We start from the raw sequence: 25,572 nt of genomic DNA on the forward strand, positions 1-25,572 counted from the left end.
ATACCCTCTTATTCGCTGTCGCGTATTAGTTCGTCCAGCTGGTTACGGTCATCCTGACTGTAACCGGATTGATCCTGTGGTTGGTTTGTGCCGGAAGGCGCCGGATTATTCAAGCGTTCTTTTAACTCAATAAGCTGTCTTGTGTCTTCTATGGCGTTTAAACTGCGATCTGTGGCGCTTTCATATCGTTCTTGAATATAGTCTGGTAAGAAAGAAACGATAGAATCGGTGGTTTTAACAACGTAAGGGTAACCGCGACTCTGTGTAGCCACATCAGGCATATTTTTTTCTTCTATGATAAAAGTGGTCGCCACATAAATAATACAAAGAATAAGCACACCACGGGCAATACCAAATAAAACGCCTAGTGCCCGATCCAATGGTCCAAGCGCGCTATCTTTGACATTCTTTGAAATTGAATGGCTTCCCATCCAGAAAACAACGAGTGAAAGCAGGAACAATACGAGGACTGTACCAAATTTCTGCAGAATAACGATATCTGTTAACTGTTCTGCAAAGGGCAGGGCAGGTTCATATCCGTACATGGTTACCAGTACCGCGCCGATGATCGCACCAATGAAAAGAACTTCATGTACAAAGCCACGAGCCGCAGCAAAAACGGCGGAAACCAGAATTATTACAAGCGCAATAATATCTAAAACAGTGATGGGTAGGTTTTCCAACATGGGGTTCTTTATTCCTTTGCTGTCATACAGCTTAAATTAATCTTCAGCGAATAGAGTATTTAAACCATGCAAATCTGGCAATTCCGTGACATTGATTTTCCCTTTTTTCGCCTTATTTTGTTTTCGACGTTTTGGACTAAGGGAAGATGCAAAGCCAAGTTTCTCAGCTTCTTTTAATCTTGTATCCATTTGTGCAACAGATCTTACCTCACCACTTAAACCGATTTCTCCGAAAACAACCATATCTGAGGGTACAGGAATTTGGGTGAGGGAGGAAACAAGTGCAGTTGCAACAGCCAGATCCGCAGCAGGTTCTTGGATGCGTAAACCACCAGCGACATTTAGATAAATATCATTACCAGATAGTGAAAACCCTGCGCGGGCTTCCAATACAGCTAAAACCATCGCCATACGATTGTTATCCCAACCGACCACAGCACGTCTTGGAGTTGCAAGTGGAGAAGGTGCCACAAGTGCTTGAATTTCAACTAACATTGGGCGGGATCCTTCCATGCCTGCAAACACAACAGCACCTGCAATACCGTCTTGTCGATCTGCAAGGAAAAGCTCAGATGGATTTGGAACTTCCATCAAACCTTGTTCGGTCATGTCAAAGACACCGATTTCATCTGTTGCACCAAAACGGTTTTTTACGCCGCGCAAGATGCGGAATTGGTGACCACGTTCGCCTTCAAAATAAAGGACTGTATCAACCATATGTTCCAAGACACGGGGGCCGGCAATTGCACCTTCTTTCGTTACATGTCCAACGATCAAGATAGATACATCATGTTTTTTGGCGACACGGATCAGTTCTTGGGCACAGGCACGTACTTGCCCGACAGTACCCGGGGCAGTTTCCAATGCATCAATAAACATGGTTTGAATTGAATCAATCACGGCAACTTTTGGCCCATTTGGGTCTTCAAGTGTCGCTGTGATGTCGCGTAAATTTGTGGCTGAGGCTAATTGCACAGGTGCATCAGAAACGCCAAGTCGATCTGCGCGCAATCGGACTTGATCAATTGCTTCCTCACCAGAAATATAAGCACATGGGACTTGTTTTGCGAGGGCTGCCATGACTTGAAGAAGCAGGGTGGACTTACCGATCCCCGGATCACCGCCAATCAAGGTTGCCGATCCATTTACCAAACCACCACCCGTTACACGATCAAATTCTGCAATACCTGTACGCAGGCGTGGTTTCTTTTCCTCAGCCCCTTTGAGGCTTACAAATTCAATTTTTCGACCTTGGGATTTTGATTTAGACGCTTTGCTACCAAGCGGTGCAGCTACTTCTGCAGCTTCTTCCGAAATTGTATTCCATTCACCACAATTATCGCAACGACCTGCCCAACGGGTATAGACCGTCCCACATGATTGGCAGACGTAACTAATGCGGGCTTTTGCCATAAGAGTAAACTTTCAAAAACAATTAACGGGATATATCCAACTCAATCGGGCCTTCGGCTAATCCGTTGATAAACTGATGCACATAAGGATTACCTGAGTCGTCTAATTGGTCCACGGGGCCAGTCCAAATATTTTTACCTTGATATAACATTGTCACTCGATCCGCGATGCGGCGTGCTGATGCCATATCATGGGTGATGGTTAAGGCAGAGGCGCCAAGCGTTTTTACACAATGTGTAATTAAGTCATCAATCACGTGCCCCATAATAGGATCAAGACCTGTTGTTGGTTCATCAAAGAAAATAATATCTGGCTCATGTGCTATTGCACGGGCTAACCCTACACGTTTACGCATTCCACCAGACAGTTCAGCAGGTGACATATCGGCGACTTCTGGTGAGAGACCAACAAGAGAGAGTTTTTCTATCGCAATCTCTTTTGCTTTTTTACGTGGAAGCTTTTCACCTTCCATAAGGGCAAAAGATACGTTTTCCCATACATTTAAGGAATCGAATAAGGCCGCATTTTGAAATAGCATACCAACACGGTTATTCAGTTTTTCTCTTGCGCTTCCTGACATGGATAGAACGGACTTACCATCGATAGTAATATCACCGGAATCAGGTGTAAGCAGGCCAAGAATTGATTTTAAGGAAACAGATTTACCAGACCCGGACCCGCCTATGATAACGACAGATTCGCCCTTTTTAATTTCCAGATCAAACCCATCCAATACGACTTTACTGCCAAAAGCCTTATAGACATTTTTCATCTCAATACATGTGGGTGTCATTATTTCGGTCATTGAGAGAAGAACGCCACAGTCAGTAAATAATCAGAAATCAGGATGAGGATGGAAGCGGTTACCACCGCATTTGTGGTTGCAGCACCAACACCTTGGGCGCCGCCTTTACTTTGATATCCGTGATAACATCCCATCAAGGCCACAATGAAACCAAATGCTGCTGCTTTTACGAGACCAGAAAAAACATCCATAAAACTTAGGAAATTCCATGTGTTTTGAATATAGGTTGCTGCATTAAACCCAAGGGTATGTACACTTACCAAATAACCACCTAAGACCCCAATAATATCACCTACAAGTACAAGCAAAGGTAACATGGTGATACCCGCAATTAGGCGGGGTGCGATTAGGTATTTAAAAGGGTTCGTAGATAACGTTTGTAAGGCGTCAATTTGTTCGGTCACGCGCATGGTGCCAAGTTCAGCAGCCATTGCCGCACCAATACGGCCAGCAATCATTAGGCCGGCAAGAACGGGGCCTAACTCACGGGTGATGGAAAGGACAACCACATTTGGAATAGCACTTTCTGCACCAAAGCGGGCGAAACCTGAATAACTTTGTAAAGCCATAACCATACCAGCAAATAATGTGGTTAAACCAACAACTGGTAAGGAGTAAAAGCCGATATCAATCATTTGACGTAAAATCAAACGCGGATAATAAGGCGGGCGTAGCATATGACAGACGCTATTCACCATGAATAGGAAGAGGCGGCCCGTTATCTCAAAGAAAGACAGGCTAGTGGCACCGACAGATTGAAAGACGGAAGCTATTTTCTGTGTCAGAGCTTCTGAACTCATATGCATTATCCTCAAAACTTATTCACCGCCAATATAATGACGTGCATAGCGTTTGCCCAGACTGGTTAGAATTTCATAAGGAATTGTTCCAGCCTCTTTTGCGAGATCATTAATGTCATGATTCGGACCGATAAGATCAAGCATATCACCTGTTTTTACCGCATCCGCTGTATTTTCCAAATGAGTCACGTCAAAGGTTAAGACATCCATAGAGACACGACCAACTAGTGGAACCGCTTTTTCATTCTTATAGGCCGTTGCTGTATTACTTAATGAACGGATATATCCGTCTGCGTAACCTGCCGCAACAGTTGCAATTAATCGGCGATCTTTTGCTTCATAAGACGCTGCATAACCCACAGTTTCTGGCGCATTTACTTCGCGCATCTGGACCACTTTACCTTCAAGCTTAATAACTTGTTTCATTGGATTGGGAGCATCTTCATTTGGACGACCACCGTAAAGGGCAACGCCTGGGCGGACCATATCGAAATGCCAATCTTCTCCAAGGAAAATCGCACTGGAAGCTGCTAACATGGCAGTTGCTTTTGGAAGTCGGGCGATGCCTTTTACAAAATCTTGTTGTTGTTTGCGATTTAAAGGATGGGATGGTTCATCTGCACAAGCCATATGGCTCATAATGAATTGAAGGTTAATCCCATCTAGCTGTGATAAATCATCGCATAATTCATTTAGTTCTTTTGGCATCAATCCAAGACGGGCCATGCCTGTGTCGAATTGAAGGTTGGCTTGCGGTAGACTATCATTTTCTTGGCAGAATTTTTGCCAGATTTTCACTTGATCTAAGCTGTTGAGGGTAGGGACCAAGTTATATTCTTTATAAACAGTTTCTTCACCAGCTAACAATCCATTCATGACACTCACAGAAGCATCTGGGATAGCTTGTTTTACGGCGATAGCTTCATCGATATGTGCAGTAAAAAATGCACGACAACCTGCATCGTATAAAGCTTTTGATACAATAACTTCTCCAAGCCCATAACCATCTGCTTTTACCACCGCCCCTGAACGGGAGGGGGTTACATAATTGCAGATGGTTTTATAATTGTCTTGTATCGCATTTAAATCAATGGTCAGACGGCTTGGCGCATAAGAAGTATTTGCAGCCATAAGGCACCTCAAAGGGAATAAAGAATGATAAAGATTTAACTAGAAACCGTCACCTTCATGATGGCGATCAAGGTCTCCAAATCTTGCATAATCGTTGTCGAAGAAAAGTTCAACTGTTCCGATTGGACCATGACGCTGTTTCGCAATGATGAATTCAGCTACATTGCGTGCTTCAGCCAAACGTTGTTCATGGCCTTGCAGGCGTTCAAGGAATTTATCCTGTGCTTCTGCTGGACGTTGTTCAGGATGTTCTTTTTGCAGATAATATTCAGGACGATATACAAAACTCACCATATCCGCATCCTGCTCAATGGAGCCAGATTCACGGAGGTCGGCTAGCTGTGGACGCTTATCTTCGCGGTTTTCCACCTGACGGGAAAGCTGTGATAAGGCAATCACTGGAATTTCCAGTTCTTTAGCAAGCATTTTCAAACCACGGGTAATCTCGGATACCTCTTGTACGCGGTTGTCATTTTTCTTATCAGGTGGACCTGAAAGAAGCTGTAAATAGTCGACCACCACACCATCAAGGCCGAATTGGCGTTTCACACGGCGTGCACGTTGACGCATACCTGTGATGGATAAGCCGGGTGTATCATCAATAAATAAAGGAATATTTGCCAATTCCTGTGCGGCCATTGCAACTTGTTGGAACTCTTCTTCGGTGATTTCACCGCGACGGATTTTATCACCAGATACTTTGGCTTCACCTGAAAGGATACGACCTGCAAGCTGTTCGGCGGACATCTCCAGACTGAAGAAGAGCATTTTACCGCCTTCTTGAATGGTGTTTCCTTGTTCATCCTGAAATTCACGGAAAGCTTTCGCTGCATTAAAGGCAATAGAGGTTGCAAGCGCTGTTTTACCCATCGCAGGACGACCCGCCAAAATTAACAAGTCAGACGGATGTAAACCACCAATCATATTATCGATATCGCGGAAACCTGTTGTAACACCGACGATGTGTGAGTCACGTTTATAAGCTTCTTCCACATGTTGCAGGGCAATCATGGTTGCATCGCCTAGTTTTGTAACAGAACGATCCATATCACCGGATTCAGCCAGATTATAGAGGCGGCTTTCCAGTTTTTCGATTTGGGTTTCTGCCGTATCATCCAAATCATTGGTATAAGCATCATTAACGGTATCTTCGCCTAAACCAATTAATTCGCGTTTTAAGAAAAGATCATAAATCGTTTTAGCATAATCAGCCGCGTTGATAACTGTAACTACATTGGCTGCTAAGTCATAAAGATAATCGGCGCCACCGACTTCTTGAAGGCTCGGTTCGCTCTCAACAAGATGCTGTAAGGTTGTTGGGCGTGCTTCTTGACCGGCATCGACCATACGTTTGGCAAGTCCGTAAATTAGCTGATGTTCTGGTGCAAAGAAATGTTCTGCGCGCAACATATCGCCGACTTTTTCAAAGGCACGGTTGTTACGCAATAATGCACCGATAAGCGCCGCTTCTACTTCCACATTGCGAGGTGGTTGGCGAATCAGTTTAGATGCCTCATCAGATTTTTGATTGGCTGGAATGTTGTCCTGGTCCCCAGAAACAGCGGCAGAAATGTCTGTCATTGTGATTATCCTTTAACTAGCGACATTCTAACAGGCCTGATCATCTTCGTCATCTCTTACCTACCTGTGGATAACGTGGATAACGGGGATAACTTAGTAAGGAATGTCATATGACTCCGCAAGAACAGCTTAATGCGTTGATGGATAAAATTGAAAAAGAACCGCAAGTGACTGAAAACTGGCTGAACCTTTCAGGCATTTTTTTATCAAATAAGCTTTGGGATCCGTTTGTCAGTTTGTTTAATCAACGTGAAATGATGTTGCAGGATGGTGCGGAGTTAATGATCCAAATGCTGTTCAGTGAAACGGTGGCAATGGTACCACAGCTTCATACGGCCTTGTTATCATACGATAAAACCGATCTGCTTAGTAGTAACCAGTTAATTTTACGTTATGCGGCATCTGCCATGCAGATTAATTCAGGTGAAATTGAGAAAGGCCGTGAAGGTTTTTTAGCTATTGAGAAGGCCCTAAAAGAACATCCTGCTTTTGGTGACGGTTTACCTCATTTGAATAGTTTGGGTAATTTTTCGAGGTATTTTAAAACTTTCGATGAATTAGAAAACTGCCAATTTGGTGAGATGACAACTATGAATTGGCTAACAGCGCAAGCTACAGCAACCTCATCACAAACGCCGATTGTTGCAACATCTATTTCTTTGGAGAATGCAGAAGAAGAAATCAAAAAATTCTGTTCTTTATTTGATGAAAGCTATCCAAAACATTTTCATATCTCTGAAGCTTCTCAAGATGATATGGAGAAACTCCAAAAATATATTTCAGATCATCAGATTTCATTTTCTTCTGATGATAATAGTAGTGAGGAGGTTTCACTGTTTCTGCGTAGTGGGGAGATACTCGCACGTCAACAACGTGCTCTTGTGCTAATGAATAGAAATATTACGGAAGTATTTGATGTTGAGAGGCTTTTTTTACAGGCAGATCAAAAGGATATTACCCTTTTTAAAGATTTAACCATCGTGCCTTGGTTGTCAAATAATGCCTCATTCATCTATTTGAAAAATAGCGAATATACGATGCAATATCTGTTTAAACTGACCGCTTTGTTATCAACATTAGAGAATGAAGAGGGGCCAATCGTTGGGTCGATCCTGAATTGCTTAAACCAATATGCAGATGCCAAATTATCAGGTGGTTCAGTCCAGTTATTGGATCGAGTTAGTGGCTATAAATTTGAAGATTTCTTTAAATTGAATTCATAAAAGAAAACGGCCTGAGAAATTAATCTCAGGCCGCTAAACTTTTGCTTAGAAAAGCAGTGCTTATTCAGCAGATGCTTCTTCTGTAGCTTCAGCTTCTTCTTCAGCAGCAACTTCAGCAGCAACCGCAGCCATAGCAGCAGCTTGTTCAGCAGCTTGCTCAGCAGCTTCACGTGCGTCCATTTCAGCAGCTGTAAGCAATGCAGGCTCACCGCGTGCAACGCGATCAGCTTGTGCTTGAGCTTCTTCTTCAGACTGTGCAACGTTTACAGAAACAGTTGCGGAAACTTCTGGGTGCAATTTGATGCGGAAGTCGAAAATGCCAAGATTTTTCACTGGACGCTCAAGAACAACTTGGTTACGAGCGATAGTGAAACCAGCTTCTGTTACGGACTCAGCAATATCGCGAGTTGTTACAGAACCGTACAATTGACCAGCGTCAGATGCAGAACGGATGATTGTAACTGTAATACCATCCATTTTGTCTGCAACAGCTTGAGCTTCGTTTTTACGCTCAAGGTTAGCAGCTTCCAATTGTGCTTTTTCAGCTTCGAACTTAGCAATGTTTACTTTGTTCGCACGAACAGCTTTGCCAGATGGCAACAAATAGTTACGTGCATAACCTGTTTTTACAGAAACAACGTCGCCCATTTGGCCGAGTTTTTCTACACGTTCCATCAAAATGATATCCATGGTAACTACTCCTTACTTAATAACGTATGGAAGCAGACCCACGAAACGGGAACGCTTAATAGCAGATGCAAGAGCACGTTGTTTCTTTGCAGAAACAGCTGTGATGCGAGAAGGTACGATCTTGCCACGCTCAGAAATGAAACGTTGTAACAATTTCACATCTTTGTAATCGATCTCAGGCGCGTTAGCACCAGAGAATGGGCAAGTTTTCTTACGACGGAAGAATGGGCGGCGTGCGCCTTGTGGACGTGCAGACATTATTCGTCACCTCCTTCAGATTCAACCTTTGGGCCACGGGATGGACGGTCAGAACGGGAACGATCTTGTCCACGTGCTGGACGATCACCACGATCACCACGGTCGGAACGGTCATCACGACGTTGCATCACAACAGAAGCTTCTTCAATTTTCTCTTCTGTACGTGTGGTCATAAAACGCAGAATGTCTTCAGACAAACGCATGTTACGTTCCATTTCAACTACAGCAGAATGTGGTGCTGCATAGTTTACCAAAACGTAGTGACCTTTACGGTTTTTCTTGATGCGGTACGCTAGGTTGCGAAGACCCCAATATTCACGGCGAGAGATTTCGCCACCTTCAGCGGTCAGGAAGCCGATAAATTGATCAGCTAGTGCTTCTGCTTGAGATGCAGATACATCCTGACGCGCAATAAGCAAAGTTTCATAATTGCGCATAATATAACTCCTTATGGCTAATAAAAAATGAACAGCGCAGTTTCCTTAATAAAATCAAAGCTCTGCCGCCTGTTCGTAGCTGAAAGACAGATTGCTTAAGTCCGTCAAACAGCAAGGAGTGAAACAAAAAGAAGGTCCGACAAAATTGTCAGACCTCAATTTGATGGGAGGCTTATACGCCTCTAATATAAGAAATGCAAGTGTTTTCTATGGTTTCTGACCCGTAACAAGACGCATGGTCAGATGCATTTGATAGCCTTTATCAGTTACAGCAAATTCCTGTAATCTTTTTTCGATTTCCTGATCTAGTTGATCGAGTTGTTCTTTGGATAATTCTTTAATCGCATGACCAAAGCTGAGCTCTAACTGAGATGTCCAGAATTTAACGCCCTTAGGTGCAATGGGTGAAAAAGTAATTTGTTTATCTGCGATAATTTCAAATCCGGAACTAGCCATCATACCGGAGAGATGCCCTTCGGCATGAAGCGCAAATATTTTGTCGTAATCTTCATCCATCTCAATGTTAAAACAGGATTTCAAAGCTTTACGGATAAGATGAAAAATACGTTGTTCTTCCTGTTTTCCCCAAACTAGGAAAGAGACTTTACCTTGCGGTTTCAATACCCGAAAACATTCTGCCAATGATTTTGATTGGTCAGGTACAAACATAATACCAAAGCGACAGGAAATATGATTGAAGCTATGATCAGCAAAGGGAAGGGATTGCATATCTGCTGCAGAAAAGCGCAGAATGTCTGAACCTTCACGCTTTTTAAGCGCTGATAACATTTCAGGAACCAGGTCAGTGGCAATCGTAAGGCCCGATGAACCTGATAACTTGGCTTCAGAAAAAGCGGGCTCACCAACACCGGAGGCCAAATCAAGAATATGATCACCGTCCTGAATATCTAGACTATCCAAGATGGGTTGATTAAGGCCAGCCGCCAGTTTCGCCATGGGGTCAGCCCAATTCGACCAATCCTCTACCTTGCTTGCCCAATAATCTCTTACAAATTTCGTTTCGTTCATATTTTATATACTAGTTATTATAATGTTCATTAGGATTAACAAAATCGCCTGTTCCGCAGGTTAAACCCATACTTTTGGCTTTTGCGACCGCATCGGGATTTCCGGTTGTATTCCAGGTTTTTATCGATGGTGTTTTATTTTTATTTGGCCGCCAATCTGAATTTGTAGCTAAAGCGCATAATTTATCGTCAGAGGTCATAACAATATCGCTTTTTGGTTTTACCGATGGCTTACATGCGTAGTTATTTGTTTCTAAAATATCTACAAGATTTGGATATTGTTCAGGCGAAATTGAAATTGAAGCACATAAAACGCTTAAGTTCGATTTACTTATCTTTTCATAAAGCTCAGTTTTACAGAATGCTTTTCGTGAAAAAACCTCTTCGGAATAGTAAGGAGCTGAATGATTGTAGCCATATTGTCCCCAACTAGCTTGTCTACATAAGTCTTTGTCACTTACATGTTTAAGTGAATTGTTAGTTGCATGTACCTTCGGTTGATATGGTGATGGCTTAGGAATATTTTTTCGATGAGCGATATAATCTTCTATTCCTTCAGACTTATATGGAAAAATTTGACCATCACATTTTAGATCTCGCACTTGTAATTCCATCAAGGCATAGAAATCAGTTAAACGCCATCGTTTCTTTGTTTTATCATATGTAACATTACATATTTGTACGTCACTATAGTATTTGAGGTAATCAATTCGTTCTGAATAGTATTCTACTTGAGAGTTATCTGGTGTTCTTGGGGCTATACAGGCAGATAAAGCGAAGATGCATATTACGGACGAAATAAATAATTTATACATAAGAAACTCCCCATACCTAAACCCATTAAAGAAGCTATAGAAATAGATATGGGGGAGTCAATTTTTATAATAAATTATGTTAGGAACGCACTAATGGACGCGTTAGGCAGGTTGGGCCACCTTCACCTTTGCGGCTGATTTCATCACCCTTATAAGTATGAACCTTACAACCAGCATCTTCCAATAAGCCTTTGGTTAATGGCAGTTTATCCAACATCACCACTTCACGTGGGGCAATAGCCAGTACGTTACATGCCATCGGCAAGAACTCTTCTTCAGGCACTTCAACAAAGCCGATACCATGACCTTCCAGCCATTCGATAAAATCGTCTGGCATTAGGGGGCGATAAATGACGGCTAAATCTTCAGCGACTGGTGAAATCATACTCATCAAATGGAAAACGTCATCGGGGTGACTTGGGTCTGGAAGAGGGCAGACGAATAAATCAACCTCATCACCCAACAGCGCTTTAAGTTGATCAATGCCTTCTTGGTTTGTACGTGGACCAAGGCCGATTGCGGCTGCTTTTTCGTTTACCCAGATGAAATCACCACCTTCAACTTTCCCCGGAGCTTTAATCTCGCCCAGAATGTTGACGCCGCTTGAACCTAGAATTTCTCCATGAATTTTTGGTTCATTATTACGAGAAGCACGGCCCATATTCATAAGGATGAGACCTTTTGGCGAGATGATAGCAGCATCACGCACGTAAATCGCATCCATTGTCAGATCGTCATTCGCAGGTAGCTCATCCAATTGGATATTGGCATCTGTGAAGATTTTTTTGAAAGCTTCATATTCATTATAAGCTTCGTTTACATCTACATTCTGGTGAAAACGCAAATCTTCCCATTCGGCATCTGCTTGTGCTTGGGATTTAAAAGCATTTGAGGCAGGACGGATCGCCATACGCTCAATTTTGCCAAACTCGTTAAACTTACTCATTTGAATTATCCTTATTGTACAAGTGTATAATTAATGCATGTATTATTAGCTTTCTTCGCAAAACTGGCAAGTGATTTTTATAAATATTTTATGTCTGGTGGAAAAAGCGTTGTGATATTGCGTGAATCTGTCGAAACACGCTTTCCACAGGCAGAGAAAATAGGTAATCTCCGCAGCAATATTTAATAACTAAAGATTTGAGGTCAGGAAAATGCCCGAATATCGTTCAAAAACAAGTACCGGCGGACGTAATATGGCAGGTGCCCGCGCACTTTGGCGCGCGACAGGCATGGGGGATGATGATTTTGGTAAACCGATTATTGCCGTCGTCAATAGTTTTACCCAATTTGTTCCAGGCCATGTCCATCTGAAAGATATGGGGCAACTGGTTGCACGTGAGATTGAAAAAGCAGGTGGTGTTGCAAAAGAATTCAATACAATTGCTGTGGATGACGGTATCGCCATGGGACATGATGGTATGCTGTATTCCTTGCCGTCCCGTGAGGTGATTGCAGATTCAGTTGAATATATGGTGAATGCGCATTGTGCCGATGCGATGGTTTGTATTTCTAACTGTGACAAGATTACTCCGGGTATGTTGATGGCAGCGATGCGAATTGATATCCCAACTATCTTTGTATCTGGCGGCCCTATGGAAGCGGGGAAAGTGATCCTGCAAGAAGGCGAAAAGATGGTCGATCTTGTAGATGCCATGGTGGAAGCCGCAAATCCGAACCGTTCTGATGAAGAAGTTGAAAAATTTGAACGCTCCGCATGCCCAACATGTGGGTCTTGTTCTGGTATGTTCACAGCTAATTCCATGAACTGTTTGGCTGAAGCTCTTGGCGTCGCGCTTCCGGGGAACGGATCTGTCTTGGCAACGCATGCAGCGCGTAAAGCATTGTTTGAACGTGCAGGCCGTGAAATTGTGGCACTTACCAAACGTTATTACATTGACGAAGATGTAACCGCGACACCACGTGGTATCGCAACATTTGATGCCTTCGAAAATGCAATGGCCTTAGACATCGCCATGGGTGGTTCCACTAATACTGTATTGCATCTTTTGGCGATTGCGCATGAAGCAGGTGTTAACTTCACCATGGAAGATATGGACCGGATGAGCCGTAAGGTTCCATGTTTATGTAAAGTGGCGCCGAATATTCCAAATATTCATATGGAAGATGTCCATCGCGCAGGCGGTATCATGGGTATTCTTGGTGCGCTAGATCGTGGTGGTTTGTTACATCGTGAATGTAGCACTATTCATGCAAAAACGATTGGTGATGCTATTGATAATTGGGATATTGCTCGCACCGACGATAAAGACGTTGATGAGTTTTATCGTGCGGCACCGGGGGGTGTTCGTACAACCGAAGCATTCTCTCAATCCCGAATGTATACTGAGGTAGATAATGATCGTGAGAACGGTATTATCCGCGATCCGGAACATGCTTTCACAAAAGAAGGTGGCTTAGCTGTTCTTTTCGGGAATATTGCCAAAGACGGTTGTATTGTCAAAACAGCTGGTGTTGATGAATCCATCTTTAAATTCACAGGTTCTGCAAAAGTGTTTGAAAGCCAAGATGCTGCGGTTGCAGGTATTCTAGGTGGTGAAGTTGTGGAAGGTGACGTGGTTATCATCCGCTATGAAGGTCCGAAAGGTGGCCCGGGTATGCAAGAGATGTTGTATCCGACCAGTTATTTGAAATCTATGGGATTAGGTAAAGCTTGTGCTTTGTTAACTGATGGGCGTTTCTCTGGTGGTACATCAGGTCTTTCTATTGGTCATGCATCACCAGAAGCAGCCGCAGGTGGTGCAATTGGTCTGGTTGAACCAGGTGACCGGATCGAAATCGATATTCCAAATCGTAGCATCAATTTAGTGATTTCTGATGAAGAACTTGCAGCACGTCGTGCAGCCATGGATGCGAAAGGTAAAGATGGTTGGAAACCTGCACAGCCACGTAAGCGTGCGGTATCTACAGCCTTGAAAGCTTATGCAGCATTTGCAGCATCTGCGGATAAAGGTGCGGTTCGTGTGTTACCTGATGCGGATTAAGCTAAGTTATTGAAAATAATATTATAGGATAGCCTCATGGCAACAATTGCGGTTGGCGGGTTTCAACATGAAACAAATACTTTCGCGCCTGTAAAAGCGAGTTTTGACAAGTTTGAACAGGCAGATGGCTGGCCAAGATTATGTCGTGGGGCTGATCTTTTAAAAGAGACCAAAGGGGTGCATTTACCCCTGACAGGCGCGATGGATACATTAACCACTTATGGTCATGATCTATATCCGCTAAGTTGGTGTTCAGCAACGCCATCTGCCCATGTGACCGAAGATGCATTTGAACGTATTTCGGGCCAAATTATCGAAGATATTGAAAAAGCAATGAAGCGTCCCGGTGGTCTGGATGGTGTATATCTGGACCTTCATGGTGCGATGGTTTGTGAACATACGGAGGATGGAGAAGGGGAGCTTCTACGTCGTGTCCGTGATGTGGTAGGCGAAGATATGCCGATTGCTGTCAGTCTTGATCTTCATGCCAATGTCACTGATTTGATGGTTGAAAAAGCTTCTGTGATTGAGATTTACCGCACCTATCCACATGTGGATATGGGCGAAACGGGTGCGCGAGCTGCGCGCCATTTACATAGTTTACTCAATACGGGGGAAAAATGGGCGAAAGCGCATATTAAACCTGATTTCCTTGTCCCGCTTGTATTTGGATGTACCTATCTTCCAGCTCCAAGCGAGATGTATAATGTGGTTTTGCCTGAATTGCTTGAAAGTGATCCATCTGTGGCGGCGCTATCATTTGCTTGTGGATTTAATCTGGCTGATATCAAAGAATGTGGTCCTTCTATTATTGCCTATGCAGAAACGCAGGAAGATGCTGATCGGGTCGCGAAAGCTTTATCTGATGCTTTGGATGAACGTCGTAATGGTTTTGGTGGCAAAATCTTTACACCTGATGAGGTCGTAGCAGAGGCTCAGAGAATTGCGGCATCTGCTGACAAACCTGTTATTATTGCGGATACACAAGATAATCCTGGTGGAGGTGGCCCCGGTGATACAACTGGATTGTTACGTGCATTTGTCTCAAATAAAGCTTCTGATGCCTTAGTGGGCATCTTTAATGATCCGGCTGCTGCTTCAAAATGTCATGAAGCTGGCGTTGGAGCCGAGATTGAATTATCTATCGGCGGTAAATTACAGCCGGAAGATGAACCATTTATATGTAAGGTCAAAGTCTTATCTCTTGGGGATGGTATCTTTACAGGTACAGGCCCGATGTGGGGTGGTGCGAATTTCCAAATGGGGAATATGGCACTTGTTGAATTGGAAAGCGGTGTACGCGTTGCGATGATGTCAAAACCCATGCAGACAGGTGATACGTCTATGTTGCGTCATTTAGGCATAGAACCTGAAAATGAAAAGATCATTGCCGTGAAAAGTTCCGTTCATTTCCGGGCTGATTTCCAACCAATCGCCTCAGAAGTTTTAGTCGTCGCAGCAGAACCAGGCCCTGTGCGTGCCGATGCAAATTCTTTGAATTATAAGAGCTTACGATCAGATGTTAGTAAAACACCTTAAATCATAAAACAAAAAAAGCCGTCTAAATTAAGACGGCTTTTCTTTTGGGAGATGATCAAAGCTTAAGGTTGTTACGCCCTTCAAAATCCCCGATAGCTACTACTCCATCGGGGGAGCTCAAAGGCCTTACGCTTTGATACGCTCACCCTTTGGATCATACCAAGGGGCAAGTTGTACTTTGGCTTTATGCTTTTCCCATGCGATTTCAATTTCAAAATCACCTGTTTCGATCCAGTCTTTTGTGACTTTATCGTCGCTGTGGATGTAGCCCATGCCGATAGATTTGTTGATTCGATGTCCCCAAGTACCGGATGTAATAGAACCAACGATCTCACCATTACGGTAAATTGGTTCCTCATGATACATAAGTGGGGCAGTTTCACTGTCATCTTCCAACTGAATTTGAACGAGACGTTTGCATGGAACGCATTTTTCTTTCTGGGCTAGAACTGCTTCTTTACCAATAAATCCGCCTTCTTTTTCAAAGTCACATGCGAAAGCCAAGCCTGCTTCGACAGGTGTATCTTCTCCGGCAATATCATGACCCCAGTGACGATATCCTTTTTCGGAACGACAAGCATTCATGGCAAAATAACCAGCATGACCAAGGCCGAACTCTTTACCTGCGGTAACAATCATATCGTATACCTGTTTTGCAAATTCTGCGGGTACATAAAGTTCCCAACCTAATTCACCAACATAAGTTAAACGGTTCAGGCGGACACGAGCATAGCCTATTTCCAATTCTTGGTTGGTACCAAATGGGAAGGCCTCGTTACTAAGATCAGCACCTGTTAGCTTCTCAAGTAATGCGCGGGATTTAGGTCCCATCAAACCGATCATTGGTAAACCTGATGTAATATCGGTTAGGAACGCATGGGCATCTTCCGGGATATGTTTTTTGATCCAACTGAAGTCACGTGTCTGTGCTGCACCTGCCGTCACAATCATAAATTCATTTGTATCTAAGCGAATAACTGTAACATCGGCTTCGATGCCACCATGTTCGTTAAGCATCTGTGTGTATACAGTCTTGCCGATTTCCGTATTCACATTGTTACACATGATACGGTTTAGAACCGTGCAGGAATCTTTACCTTGAAGCAAGAATTTTGGGAATGGGGATTGGTCAAATAAAGCTACGTTTTCCATCATGTTTTTGCATTCAGCATCCACATATTTCCACCAATTTTGACGACCATAACTATATTCGATTTCAAAATCTTCGCCTTCTGGGACGAAGAAGGCAGGACGTTCCCATCCGGCTGTTTCTGACCACCATGCGCCTGCTGCATCAATACGATCATGTAAAGCGGTATGACGGGCATTACGGGCCGTTGTGTTTTGGTAATAAGGCCAGTGCATTGCGTAAAGAAGGCCTAATGTCTCAACCGTACGATCATGTAGGTAGTTCTTATTACTTTGGAATGGCATCATGCGTTTGATATCTACATCTGCAAGATCCATCGGTGGTTTACGGTCACGGATCCAATCCGCGACAACTTTACCAACACCACCGGATGATTGAATACCAATTGAGTTAAAACCGGAAGCAACAAACAGATTTTCAACTTCTGGCGTTTCACCAATCATATAACGATCATCAGGTGTAAAGCTTTCTGGACCGTTGAAAAACAAACTAATTCCGGCATCAGCAAGGGCAGGGTAACGGTTTAGAGCCATTTCCAGAATTGGTTCGAAATGATCGAAATCTTCCTGAAGGCTGGTAAACTCAAATTCAGGATCAATACCATCCATGCCCCAAGGCTTCGCGATTGGCTCAAAACAACCTAGCATTAATTTACCTGCATCTTCCTTATAATAAGCGCATTCATCAGGCACACGAAGTACAGGGAAGTTAGAATTCATTTCGGCCATTGGTTCCGTCACGATGTAGAAATGTTCTGCTGCATGTAAAGGAACATTTGCACCGACTTGTGCGGCTAAATCACGGCTCCACATACCGCCGGCGATAACAACGGTGTTGGCACGCAATTCACCTTGTTCGGTCATCACGCCAACGGCTTTGCCACCTTCTTTGATAATTTTTGTCACCAAAGTGTTTTCAAAGATTTTTGCGCCACCCATACGTGCGCCTTTTGCTAAGGCCAAGCAGGTATCAATCGGGTTACATTGACCATCGGCTGGCAAATAAACACCGCCAACAGCGTCTTCCACATTCAAGCCCGGCCAACGTTCAGCAGCCTCCTCAGGGCGAATGACATTAACTTCCAAGCCGAAGTTAGAGGCCATAGATGCACCACGTTTCAATTCAGTGAAACGTTCTTCATGTAAAGCAAGGGAAACACTACCGCGGACACGCAAGCCTGTTGCCTGACCTGTTTCTTCTTCCAGATTATTGAAAAGTTCGGCGGTGTATTTTGCTAGCTCAGTCATATTCCGGTTCGCACGAAGTTGTCCAACCAAACCAGCGGCATGCCAGGTTGTACCAGATGTGAGTTGTTTGCGCTCTAAAAGAACCACATCGGACAAACCAATTTTTGTTAAGTGATATGCAATGGAACATCCTGCGATACCACCACCAACAATCACAACATCAGCTTTTGTAGGAAGATCTTTAGCCATAAGGGAAGCCTCTTTATCCTGTAAGTCTTAATTTAAGGTTTCAAATTTAATCTCTGTATTTTGCATACAGGTTTTTTTTCAAAACCAACAATCTTTTTTCCATATATAAATCATAAGTTAAACTTATAAATCTCCATTATATTGGATTAAAAGTTATCATAAATATGTGCTGTGATGGCGTTTTTCGCTTTTGTTTATGGAGGATAACATTCTATAATCGCCGAACTATTTTTCTTGAGGATGATATGCGCGAAGCCATCTTTCACTTGGAACGCACTGAAGGTGGTTCCATACAAACTCAGTTACGCCATATGTTGGTGGATGCAATTTTATCCGGTCAATTGGAAGCGGGGAAAGCCGTACCTTCCTGTCGTAAACTTGCCCAACAATTAAAAGTATCCCGTAACACAGTCGTAATGGCCTATCAGGGCTTGGTAGATGATGGATTTTTGGTCGCGCGTGAACGTAGTGGTTATTATGTGGATCCCGATATAACGGTAGATCGTCTTTCCGGTTTAGATGAAGAAGCCGAAACAGAAGAAAAAGTAAACTATGACTGGGAAAGTCGACTGAACTTCAAACCCGGACGACGCAAGCATAAAAAGCATTTCAAGGATTGGCGTGAGCAACCCTATCCATTCGTTGCAGGACAGATGGATTATACGCTTTTCCCATTGGCATCCTGGCGAGAATGTTCCCGACAGGCGATGGGGCGCAAAATTATGGAAGATGTGTCTTTCGATGCCTACGATGAGGATGATCCAGAACTACTGGATCAAATTCGTACACGTTTGTTACCGCGGCGTGGCATTAATGCGAAATCTTCGCAAATTTTGGTCACCATGGGCGTGCAAAATGCTTTGTATCTTATTGGCGCATTGATGATTTCAGAGAAAGATACTGTCGGTTTAGAAGAACCAGGATATCAAGATTCATATATGCTTTGTACCAAATCTGGTGCCAAGATTAAGTCCTTACCGCTGGATGAAAATGGTGTAATTGTCGATGAAAAGTTGAACGGCTGTGATTATGTTTATGTAACGCCAAGCCATAATAGCCCGACGACTGTGACATTGAGTATGGCACGTCGAAAAGCGCTACTTGAAAAAGCATCGCAAGAAGATTTCTTAATTCTTGAAGATGATTATGAACCTGAAACCAATTTCATAGGTAACCCGACACCAGCTCTTAAAAGCCTCGATAAGGAGGGGCGGGTTATCTATATGGGAAGTCTGTCAAAAAGCGTATTTCCAGCCCTTCGGATGGGATATATTGTCGCGCCGGAACCTTTAATTCGTGAATTACGTGCGTTGCGCCGTCTAATGTATCGTCATCCGCCCAGCAATAATCAGCGTACAGCTGCCTTATTCTTAGGACAGGGGCATTATGATTCTTTTATTGCCCGCCTGAAGCGTATCTATAAGGAGCGTTGGGAAATCATGCGTGAGGCATTAGACCGCTATTTACCAGGGGCATCTGTTGCGCCGACATTTGGTGGGACTTGTTTTTGGGTAAAAGCGCCAGAAGCGGTGGATTCCTCAGACTTGGCAGAAAGTCTTCGGGACGACGGAGTTTTAATTGAGCCTTGTGAAGATTTCTTTTTTTCAGAAGGGGCGCCAAGTAACTATTTCAGGCTTGGATATACATCTGTTCCGAATGAGAAAATTGACGCAGGCATAGAACTTATAGCTAAACATATCAAAAAGTTAAGTGAGAAGCAGGGGTAAGGTCGTGAAAATTTTAGATGAAGCACAAACACGTGATGCATTGCCATGGAAAGAACTAGTAGAAGCATTACGTGATATGTTTGAAGCAGGCTGTGAAATGCCTGTTCGTCATCATCACGATATGGAAGTGCCGGGTGAAGATGATGCTACATTACTTCTTATGCCAGCTTGGTCCTCGGGTAACTATGTCGGTGTTAAAGTAGTCTCTGTTTTTCCGGGAAATATGGAAAGAGGTTTACCAGCGATTTACGGAAACTATATGCTTTCCAGTGGTAAAACAGGTGAAATGTTAGCGTTAATTGATGGTGGCGAATTAACAGCACGTCGAACTGCAGCCGCATCGGCATTGGCCGCAGATTATCTCGCAAAGAAAGATGCGAAAACTCTTACAATCGTTGGTACTGGTCGCTTGGCTGTGAATTTGGCACAAGCACATTCTTCAATTCGTGATATTGAGAAAATTCAGATATGGGGACGAAAGTTTGAGAAAGCCAAAGATCTTGCAGCAACATTAGTTGCGCAAGGTATGCCAGCAGTTGGTATTGAAGATTTACAAGAAGCTGTAGAAACAGCCGATATCGTCAGTTGTTGCACGTTATCCTCTAATCCTCTTGTTAAAGGTGAATGGTTAAAGGAAGGCGCACATCTAGATTTGGTCGGTGCCTTTAAACCCACCATGCGTGAAAGTGATGATGAAGCAATTCGTCGTGCTTCTGTATTTGTTGATACTGTTGATGGGGCAACAAAAGAAGGCGGGGATATAGTTCAACCAATTGCGGATCAGGTTATGACCAAAGAAGATATTTGTGCAGATTTATATGACTTAACCCGTGGCAAGCATAAAGGCCGTCAGAATGATAAAGAAATTACTTTATTCAAATCGGTTGGGGCAGCTCTAGAAGATCTTGCTGGTGCGATTTTAGCTTATGAAGCTTCAAATCAATAATCTTCCGAGTTAAGCCATTCTTTAGCTTGATTTATATCTGAAAAAACTTTTGTAGGAAACGGGTTTTTCATAATTTTCATGAAAAGTGCGGCGAGCACGAAACCTAACTTTGTCGTTGGGACAATGGCAACAGCCTCTGATAAATTTACCACGCGTTCAGAGGCTGATAATTCTTTAACACCCCCATCTAAATCAAGGGCGCCCTGAGATATAATAATGACTTTACATTTAACGATGCCAGTCAGTTTCTCATGCATTCTGATAGCTTCTGTCATCGATTCTACTGAAACCAGTTCCATACCAAAATCAATGATGACAATGTCATTATCTAGATAGACTCTTAATCTGTCTGAAATCATAGAATGCCAATCTTAATCTATTAATTGGCATATGCTAACATATGGCGCTGAAAAATTATATGCCTAATCACCCAATCGAATTTAGCCAGTCCTTTGCGTTCTCTATCTCCTTAAAGACTTGAATTGGATAAGGAGAAGAACTGGATGATAAAAAGGTATTTGAAATAATAGCTGCAGCTTTACTTGTTGGGACAATCGCAACAGCTTTTGTATGTTTAATAACTTCGTCTGATATAATGAAGTCTTGTACTTCCTGCCCAAGGGAGGAGAGTGCATTAACCTTCAATAGAACCAGAGATTCTTTGTCGTTTGCAATTGTACGACGTTTATTAAAACTTCGTTTGATGACATCTAAATCAATTAGAATATCTTTATAGTCCGTAATTACTATGCCATCTTCAAAATAGGTATCAGGTTCTATCGTAATCATAGATCAATCTAAATAGTTAACAAATTATTAACGGAGTTTAGATACTATTTTTCAGGGTTTGTACAGTAGAAAAAAGCCCCTCATTTGATGAGGGGCTAACATTTTAATTGTTTCTGTTTTCTTCTACGGCATGACAGGAAACCTCTGCTCTATCCAACTTTATTAGAGATGGAGGTTCCGTCTTACAACGATCATTTGCCATTGGGCATCGCGGATGGAAACTACATCCGCTAGGCATGTTAATCGGGTCAGGAATTTCCCCAACGACAGCATCTGCTGTTCTACCAAATGCATCTACACGAGGGGCTGCATCGATTAGCATACGCGTATACGGGTGCTGAGGTGCTTCAAACAGTTTATCGCGATCCGCAATTTCAACTAATCGACCTAGATATAGAACACCAATTTGATCCGCCATAAACCGTACTACGGATAAATCATGACTGATGAAAAGGTAAGTTAATCCTAAGTCTTTTTGCAAATCTTTCATCAGGTTTAAAACCTGACTTTGCACCGATACATCAAGGGCAGATGTAGGCTCATCACAGACGATAAATTCTGGATTGGAAGCAAGCGCACGTGCGATAGCAATACGTTGTCGTTGCCCACCAGAAAACTCATGAGGATATTTCTCTCCATCAGTTGCTGCTAAACCAACTTGTTCCAGTAATTCAGATGCGCGTGTTTGAATTGCCTTACCTTCAAGTAGGTTAAATGCCTTAATAGGTTCAGCAATGATGTTTTTAACACGCCATCTTGGATTTAGGCTGGCATAGGGGCTTTGGAAAATCATTTGAATACGACGACGCAAAGCCATGTGAGCTTTTTTGTCCTTGGGATTAAATAGATCTTCACCGTCAACAGTTACATTACCACTGGTAGGGTTTAAAAGGCCAACGACCATTTTACCGATCGTAGATTTACCCGATCCACTTTCACCAACCAAGGCAAAGGTTTTACCTTTAGGGATATCAAAATGAACCTTGTCAGCAGCTGTAAGGAATTGCTTTTCAGAACCTTCCAAAACCCGGTTTAACCAAGGTTTAGAAACGTCAAAAACTCGACCCAGATCAGATGCTTTTATTAAAGAATTTTCACTCATTTTACGCCCCTTCTTTGAGTTGCGTTTTATTTTGTTCCGCAGCTTCGTCCTTGTAAGCTTCATCATAAAGCCAACATGCAACATCCGTTTTATCTACTGGTTCAAGTATAGGCAGATGTTTGAAACATGCAGAGATTGCTTTTGTACAACGCTGATTGAAGGCACATCCTTGCGGGATTGCTCTTAAGTTAGGCATAGATCCCGGAATTTGGCTCAAACGCTCTGTACTGCCTGTTGGAGACGGTGTAGATGCCATCAATCCGATTGTATATGGATGAGATGGGTTACTTAATACATCCTTTGTTGGGCCGATTTCTGCAAGACGTCCCGCATAGAGCACTGCAACGCGGTCTGTTGTTTCTGCAATGACACCCATGTCATGGGTAATCAGCATCACTGCCGTGCCACGTTCATGACAAAGTTTCTTAAGCAATGCCATGATTTGCGCTTGTACAGATACGTCCAAAGCTGTGGTTGGTTCATCTGCAATAATGAGTTCCGGTTCAGCAGCAAGCGCAAGGGCAATTACAACACGTTGACGCATACCACCTGAAAATTGATGGGGATAGGCATCAACACGACTGGAGGCCGCAGGAATACCTACTTCTTCCAAAGCAGCAATTGCACGTTGTCTCGCTTCGGCTTCGGATACTTTGAGGTGAACACGGATGGTTTCCATAATTTGTTCACCAACTGTCATCAAAGGATTTAAGCTGGTTAATGGATCTTGGAAAACCATACCGATACGTCGGCCACGAATTTTACGCATTTTCTCATGAGAGATATTATCAATGCGCTCATCTTGAAGTCTGATCTCGCCACCTGTGATACGACCTGGCCGATCAATCAAACCCACAATCGCAGAACCGCACATGGATTTACCGGCACCACTTTCACCTACAACACCAAGAATTTCACCTTTCTTGATATCAAAGTTGACGCGATCTACAGGACGTAAGATACCCTTTCTTGTAGGAAACTCTACAATCAAGTCTTCTACTGTTAATACAATTTCTTCTGACATAGGATTACCTTAGCTTAGGGTTCAATACATCGCGTAACCAGTCACCGAACAGGTTCACTGATAACGCAAGCGCCAATAAGGTTACGGATGGGAATAGAAGAATCCACCATTCACCAGATAAAATGAACTGACGGCCAACATTGATAAGTGTTCCCAATGAAGGTTCAGTTTTTGGCGCGCCTACACCAAGGAAGCTTAATGTCGCTTCAGCAATAATTGCCAAAGCCAGACTAATGGTCGCAATCACAAGGATTGGCCCTGTCACATTTGGCAAAATATGACGTAACATGATTGCCCATTTAGATAGACCAATTAAATGTCCCGCTTGAACATATTCTTTTTCACGTTCAACCAAAGTTGCACCACGTACAGTACGGGCGAATTGTACCCATTCAGAAAGACCGATTGAGATAATCAATACAACCAATGCCATTTCATCACGAAGATCTGGTGGGGTTAATCCTTTACCAACACCATAAAGAAGCATCGCAACCATGATAGAAGGGAAGGTCATTTGGATATCAGCAATACGCATGATGACACCATCTACCCAGCCACCTAGGTAACCAGAAATCAGACCAAGGATCACACCCAAGGTCATCGCAAATAAAACTGCTGCCAGTCCCACAAATAAGGAAATACGCAAGCCGAATAGAATTGTTGAAAATACATCACGTCCTTGATCATCGGTACCAAGGAAGAAATAATCACCTGTAAAATCATTCTTTGACATTGGTTCCGTAAAACCATTCATCAAATTTAAACTACCTGGGTCAAATGGGGTATATGGAGAGATTAGTGGGGCAAAAATTGCGCTTAAAATCAATGTTATAAAGGCGATAGAAGCGATAATAATTACCGGAGATTTCTTGTAGGAATGCCAAATGTCTGTATCCATCCAGCGTTTCCAGAATGGCAGATGCTCGTCCTCTTTAAAAACAGGACGGGCAGATGCTCCTCTTTGTGTTTCTTCTGTCATTTATTTTGATCCTGTTTCTTAATGACCTTTTGAACCGCCGCCAACTTTCAGGCGCGGATCAATTGAAAAATACAATAGGTCTACGATGAGGTTGATTGTTACGAAAATCACCGCAACCAAAAGTAAATATGTAGACATGATCGGAATATCCACGACATTTACCGCATTAATGAATAACAAACCAACACCAGGCCATTGGAATACGGTCTCAGTAATGATCGCAAAGGCAATAATGGAGCCTAGTTGTAGGCCTGTTACCGTAATTACCGGAACCAGAGTATTTTTAAGGGCATGGCGGAAATTAATCGCTTTGTTGCTTAATCCACGTGCACGGGCAAAACGAATAAAATCGGTTCGTAAGACTTCCAGCATTTCAGATCTTACCAAACGCATAATCAAGGTCATCTGGTATAAGCCCAAAGTAACAGCTGGTAGGATCATTGATTTCAAACCATCCAATGTGAAGATAGAAAGCGGTACACCGAATACATCAACTGTTTCACCACGTCCATAAGAAGGTAATACATTCAATTCAACGGCGAAAATCCAGATGAGGAATACACCAATAAGGAATGTTGGTAGGGAAACACCAATGAGGGAGGTTGTCATAATGAAATGAGCAACAAATCCATCACGTCTAATTGCAGTATAGATACCCAGAAAAATTCCCAAAGATATAGCAATGAGGCCTGATAGAAGCGCTAATTCCAATGTAGCGGGTAGACGATCCAAAATGATCTCTTCTACAGGTAATCCGACTCTGTATGAAATGCCGAATTCTCCACTTAAAACTCTTCCTAGATAGGCCACATATTGAACAGGGAAGGGATCATTGAGACCAAGACGTTCTCGTAATTCCTCCTGATCTACCAATGTGGCTTCCTGACCCACCATGCTTTGGATTGGGTCTCCCATGAACTTGAACATGGCAAAAGAAACCAAGGCGACTATGAAAAGTACCAGTAAAGCTTCTCCGACACGTCGAATGACAAAAGCAAGCATAAT

General features: G+C 43.0%; 25 protein-coding genes. 6 read left to right on the top strand and 19 right to left on the bottom strand.

What is annotated here, in order from left to right; genetic code table 11:
• Positions 1 to 8: 8 nt before the first annotated feature.
• From ACOQOA_RS18085 to ACOQOA_RS18110, 6 genes are read right to left on the bottom strand one after another with little or no spacing between them, the layout of a single operon-like run.
• Positions 9 to 686, bottom strand: a complete 678-nt coding sequence (locus ACOQOA_RS18085) for a CvpA family protein (RefSeq protein ID WP_420549993.1) — start codon at positions 684 to 686, stop codon at positions 9 to 11.
• Between the two features lie 36 nt (positions 687 to 722).
• Positions 723 to 2,099, bottom strand: coding sequence for a DNA repair protein RadA (gene radA / locus ACOQOA_RS18090; RefSeq protein WP_420549994.1), 1,377 nt, complete (start codon positions 2,097 to 2,099; stop codon positions 723 to 725).
• 22 nt (positions 2,100 to 2,121) lie between these two features.
• Positions 2,122 to 2,904 carry an ABC transporter ATP-binding protein gene (locus ACOQOA_RS18095; protein ID WP_420549995.1) on the bottom strand — a complete coding sequence of 261 codons (783 nt, stop codon included), beginning with the start codon at positions 2,902 to 2,904 and terminating at the stop codon, positions 2,122 to 2,124.
• A complete protein-coding gene (locus ACOQOA_RS18100; RefSeq protein ID WP_420549996.1) occupies positions 2,901 to 3,704 on the bottom strand; it encodes an MlaE family ABC transporter permease in 804 nt (267 codons plus the stop codon). The genes ACOQOA_RS18095 and ACOQOA_RS18100 overlap by 4 nt, the downstream gene beginning before the upstream one ends.
• Positions 3,705 to 3,722: 18 nt before the next feature.
• On the bottom strand, positions 3,723 to 4,835 hold the full coding sequence (alr, locus tag ACOQOA_RS18105) for an alanine racemase (RefSeq protein ID WP_420549997.1): 1,113 nt from the start codon (positions 4,833 to 4,835) through the stop codon (positions 3,723 to 3,725).
• 39 nt (positions 4,836 to 4,874) lie between these two features.
• Complete coding sequence (locus ACOQOA_RS18110; RefSeq protein ID WP_420549998.1) at positions 4,875 to 6,416, bottom strand: replicative DNA helicase; 1,542 nt, start codon at positions 6,414 to 6,416, stop codon at positions 4,875 to 4,877.
• Positions 6,417 to 6,526: 110 nt separating this feature from the next.
• On the opposite strand from ACOQOA_RS18110, the gene ACOQOA_RS18115 reads away from it, so the two are divergent.
• Positions 6,527 to 7,639 carry a hypothetical protein gene (locus ACOQOA_RS18115; RefSeq protein WP_420549999.1) on the top strand — a complete coding sequence of 371 codons (1,113 nt, stop codon included), beginning with the start codon at positions 6,527 to 6,529 and terminating at the stop codon, positions 7,637 to 7,639.
• A 60-nt stretch (positions 7,640 to 7,699) separates the two neighbouring features.
• Here ACOQOA_RS18115 and rplI read toward each other — a convergent pair whose 3' ends face one another.
• From rplI to ACOQOA_RS18145, 6 genes are all read right to left on the bottom strand, one after another.
• Positions 7,700 to 8,329, bottom strand: coding sequence for a 50S ribosomal protein L9 (gene rplI, locus ACOQOA_RS18120; RefSeq protein ID WP_155154936.1), 630 nt, complete (start codon positions 8,327 to 8,329; stop codon positions 7,700 to 7,702).
• Between the two features lie 12 nt (positions 8,330 to 8,341).
• Positions 8,342 to 8,587, bottom strand: coding sequence for a 30S ribosomal protein S18 (gene rpsR, locus ACOQOA_RS18125; protein ID WP_155154937.1), 246 nt, complete (start codon positions 8,585 to 8,587; stop codon positions 8,342 to 8,344).
• Entirely contained in the window at positions 8,587 to 9,024 is a 438-nt protein-coding gene (rpsF, locus tag ACOQOA_RS18130; protein WP_155154938.1) for a 30S ribosomal protein S6, read from the bottom strand. The genes rpsR and rpsF overlap by 1 nt, the downstream gene beginning before the upstream one ends.
• A 207-nt stretch (positions 9,025 to 9,231) precedes the next feature.
• Positions 9,232 to 10,053, bottom strand: a complete 822-nt coding sequence (locus ACOQOA_RS18135; RefSeq protein WP_420550000.1) for a class I SAM-dependent methyltransferase — start codon at positions 10,051 to 10,053, stop codon at positions 9,232 to 9,234.
• 10 nt (positions 10,054 to 10,063) lie between these two features.
• On the bottom strand, positions 10,064 to 10,867 hold the full coding sequence (locus tag ACOQOA_RS18140; RefSeq protein ID WP_420550001.1) for a hypothetical protein: 804 nt from the start codon (positions 10,865 to 10,867) through the stop codon (positions 10,064 to 10,066).
• A 79-nt stretch (positions 10,868 to 10,946) separates the two neighbouring features.
• The gene (locus ACOQOA_RS18145; RefSeq protein ID WP_420550002.1) at positions 10,947 to 11,813 is read right to left on the bottom strand and encodes a dimethylarginine dimethylaminohydrolase family protein; all 867 of its coding nucleotides are present in this window, start codon (positions 11,811 to 11,813) and stop codon (positions 10,947 to 10,949) included.
• Between the two features lie 33 nt (positions 11,814 to 11,846).
• Here ACOQOA_RS18145 and ACOQOA_RS18150 point away from each other — a divergent pair, with 33 nt between their 5' ends.
• The 3 genes from ACOQOA_RS18150 to ACOQOA_RS18160 are packed head-to-tail and all read left to right on the top strand — an operon-like array spanning position 11,847 to position 15,414.
• On the top strand, positions 11,847 to 11,999 hold the full coding sequence (locus tag ACOQOA_RS18150) for a hypothetical protein (protein ID WP_420550003.1): 153 nt from the start codon (positions 11,847 to 11,849) through the stop codon (positions 11,997 to 11,999).
• A gap of 25 nt (positions 12,000 to 12,024) precedes the next feature.
• On the top strand, positions 12,025 to 13,875 hold the full coding sequence (gene ilvD / locus ACOQOA_RS18155; RefSeq protein ID WP_420550004.1) for a dihydroxy-acid dehydratase: 1,851 nt from the start codon (positions 12,025 to 12,027) through the stop codon (positions 13,873 to 13,875).
• 36 nt (positions 13,876 to 13,911) lie between these two features.
• A complete protein-coding gene (locus tag ACOQOA_RS18160) occupies positions 13,912 to 15,414 on the top strand; it encodes a M81 family metallopeptidase (protein ID WP_420550005.1) in 1,503 nt (500 codons plus the stop codon).
• 126 nt (positions 15,415 to 15,540) lie between these two features.
• Here ACOQOA_RS18160 and ACOQOA_RS18165 read toward each other — a convergent pair whose 3' ends face one another.
• Entirely contained in the window at positions 15,541 to 18,000 is a 2,460-nt protein-coding gene (locus ACOQOA_RS18165; protein WP_420550006.1) for a GcvT family protein, read from the bottom strand.
• Positions 18,001 to 18,245: 245 nt separating this feature from the next.
• Between ACOQOA_RS18165 and ACOQOA_RS18170 the strand changes: the two genes are divergently transcribed.
• Entirely contained in the window at positions 18,246 to 19,727 is a 1,482-nt protein-coding gene (locus ACOQOA_RS18170; RefSeq protein ID WP_420550007.1) for a PLP-dependent aminotransferase family protein, read from the top strand.
• A gap of 4 nt (positions 19,728 to 19,731) precedes the next feature.
• Positions 19,732 to 20,673, top strand: coding sequence for an ornithine cyclodeaminase family protein (locus ACOQOA_RS18175; protein WP_420550008.1), 942 nt, complete (start codon positions 19,732 to 19,734; stop codon positions 20,671 to 20,673).
• Here ACOQOA_RS18175 and ACOQOA_RS18180 read toward each other — a convergent pair.
• The 6 genes from ACOQOA_RS18180 to ACOQOA_RS18205 form a co-directional block, all read right to left on the bottom strand.
• On the bottom strand, positions 20,667 to 21,032 hold the full coding sequence (locus ACOQOA_RS18180; RefSeq protein WP_420550009.1) for a hypothetical protein: 366 nt from the start codon (positions 21,030 to 21,032) through the stop codon (positions 20,667 to 20,669). The genes ACOQOA_RS18175 and ACOQOA_RS18180 overlap by 7 nt on opposite strands.
• Before the next feature lie 67 nt (positions 21,033 to 21,099).
• Positions 21,100 to 21,462 carry an STAS/SEC14 domain-containing protein gene (locus tag ACOQOA_RS18185; protein ID WP_420550010.1) on the bottom strand — a complete coding sequence of 121 codons (363 nt, stop codon included), beginning with the start codon at positions 21,460 to 21,462 and terminating at the stop codon, positions 21,100 to 21,102.
• 103 nt (positions 21,463 to 21,565) lie between these two features.
• Complete coding sequence (locus tag ACOQOA_RS18190) at positions 21,566 to 22,564, bottom strand: ABC transporter ATP-binding protein (protein ID WP_420550011.1); 999 nt, start codon at positions 22,562 to 22,564, stop codon at positions 21,566 to 21,568.
• A gap of 1 nt (position 22,565) precedes the next feature.
• Positions 22,566 to 23,588 (bottom strand): ABC transporter ATP-binding protein, encoded by a 1,023-nt coding sequence (locus tag ACOQOA_RS18195; RefSeq protein ID WP_420550012.1) that lies wholly within the window; start codon positions 23,586 to 23,588, stop codon positions 22,566 to 22,568.
• Positions 23,589 to 23,592: 4 nt separating this feature from the next.
• Entirely contained in the window at positions 23,593 to 24,567 is a 975-nt protein-coding gene (locus ACOQOA_RS18200; protein ID WP_420550013.1) for an ABC transporter permease, read from the bottom strand.
• An 18-nt stretch (positions 24,568 to 24,585) separates the two neighbouring features.
• Positions 24,586 to 25,569, bottom strand: coding sequence for an ABC transporter permease (locus tag ACOQOA_RS18205; protein WP_420550014.1), 984 nt, complete (start codon positions 25,567 to 25,569; stop codon positions 24,586 to 24,588).
• Positions 25,570 to 25,572: the final 3 nt, after the last annotated feature.

This window comes from Curvivirga sp., assembly GCF_965219885.1.
GTDB lineage: Bacteria > Pseudomonadota > Alphaproteobacteria > UBA8366 > Aestuariispiraceae > Curvivirga.

What these genes read in the sequence shown, in the direction of transcription:
- rplI (WP_155154936.1), bottom strand. Translation starts at nt 8,329, where the DNA reads ATGGATATCATTTTGATGGAACGTGTAGAAAAACTCGGCCAAATGGGC.
- ACOQOA_RS18205 (WP_420550014.1), bottom strand. Translation starts at nt 25,569, where the DNA reads ATGCTTGCTTTTGTCATTCGACGTGTCGGAGAAGCTTTACTGGTACTT.
- ACOQOA_RS18110 (WP_420549998.1), bottom strand. Translation starts at nt 6,416, where the DNA reads ATGACAGACATTTCTGCCGCTGTTTCTGGGGACCAGGACAACATTCCA.
- ACOQOA_RS18150 (WP_420550003.1), top strand. Translation starts at nt 11,847, where the DNA reads ATGCATGTATTATTAGCTTTCTTCGCAAAACTGGCAAGTGATTTTTAT.
- ACOQOA_RS18180 (WP_420550009.1), bottom strand. Translation starts at nt 21,032, where the DNA reads ATGATTTCAGACAGATTAAGAGTCTATCTAGATAATGACATTGTCATC.
- ACOQOA_RS18170 (WP_420550007.1), top strand. Translation starts at nt 18,246, where the DNA reads ATGCGCGAAGCCATCTTTCACTTGGAACGCACTGAAGGTGGTTCCATA.
- ACOQOA_RS18085 (WP_420549993.1), bottom strand. Translation starts at nt 686, where the DNA reads ATGTTGGAAAACCTACCCATCACTGTTTTAGATATTATTGCGCTTGTA.
- ACOQOA_RS18100 (WP_420549996.1), bottom strand. Translation starts at nt 3,704, where the DNA reads ATGAGTTCAGAAGCTCTGACACAGAAAATAGCTTCCGTCTTTCAATCT.
- ACOQOA_RS18145 (WP_420550002.1), bottom strand. Translation starts at nt 11,813, where the DNA reads ATGAGTAAGTTTAACGAGTTTGGCAAAATTGAGCGTATGGCGATCCGT.
- alr (WP_420549997.1), bottom strand. Translation starts at nt 4,835, where the DNA reads ATGGCTGCAAATACTTCTTATGCGCCAAGCCGTCTGACCATTGATTTA.
- ACOQOA_RS18140 (WP_420550001.1), bottom strand. Translation starts at nt 10,867, where the DNA reads ATGTATAAATTATTTATTTCGTCCGTAATATGCATCTTCGCTTTATCT.
- ilvD (WP_420550004.1), top strand. Translation starts at nt 12,025, where the DNA reads ATGCCCGAATATCGTTCAAAAACAAGTACCGGCGGACGTAATATGGCA.
- ACOQOA_RS18165 (WP_420550006.1), bottom strand. Translation starts at nt 18,000, where the DNA reads ATGGCTAAAGATCTTCCTACAAAAGCTGATGTTGTGATTGTTGGTGGT.
- ACOQOA_RS18190 (WP_420550011.1), bottom strand. Translation starts at nt 22,564, where the DNA reads ATGAGTGAAAATTCTTTAATAAAAGCATCTGATCTGGGTCGAGTTTTT.
- ACOQOA_RS18095 (WP_420549995.1), bottom strand. Translation starts at nt 2,904, where the DNA reads ATGACCGAAATAATGACACCCACATGTATTGAGATGAAAAATGTCTAT.
- ACOQOA_RS18195 (WP_420550012.1), bottom strand. Translation starts at nt 23,588, where the DNA reads ATGTCAGAAGAAATTGTATTAACAGTAGAAGACTTGATTGTAGAGTTT.
- ACOQOA_RS18160 (WP_420550005.1), top strand. Translation starts at nt 13,912, where the DNA reads ATGGCAACAATTGCGGTTGGCGGGTTTCAACATGAAACAAATACTTTC.
- ACOQOA_RS18115 (WP_420549999.1), top strand. Translation starts at nt 6,527, where the DNA reads ATGACTCCGCAAGAACAGCTTAATGCGTTGATGGATAAAATTGAAAAA.
- ACOQOA_RS18200 (WP_420550013.1), bottom strand. Translation starts at nt 24,567, where the DNA reads ATGACAGAAGAAACACAAAGAGGAGCATCTGCCCGTCCTGTTTTTAAA.
- ACOQOA_RS18185 (WP_420550010.1), bottom strand. Translation starts at nt 21,462, where the DNA reads ATGATTACGATAGAACCTGATACCTATTTTGAAGATGGCATAGTAATT.
- rpsR (WP_155154937.1), bottom strand. Translation starts at nt 8,587, where the DNA reads ATGTCTGCACGTCCACAAGGCGCACGCCGCCCATTCTTCCGTCGTAAG.
- rpsF (WP_155154938.1), bottom strand. Translation starts at nt 9,024, where the DNA reads ATGCGCAATTATGAAACTTTGCTTATTGCGCGTCAGGATGTATCTGCA.
- ACOQOA_RS18135 (WP_420550000.1), bottom strand. Translation starts at nt 10,053, where the DNA reads ATGAACGAAACGAAATTTGTAAGAGATTATTGGGCAAGCAAGGTAGAG.
- radA (WP_420549994.1), bottom strand. Translation starts at nt 2,099, where the DNA reads ATGGCAAAAGCCCGCATTAGTTACGTCTGCCAATCATGTGGGACGGTC.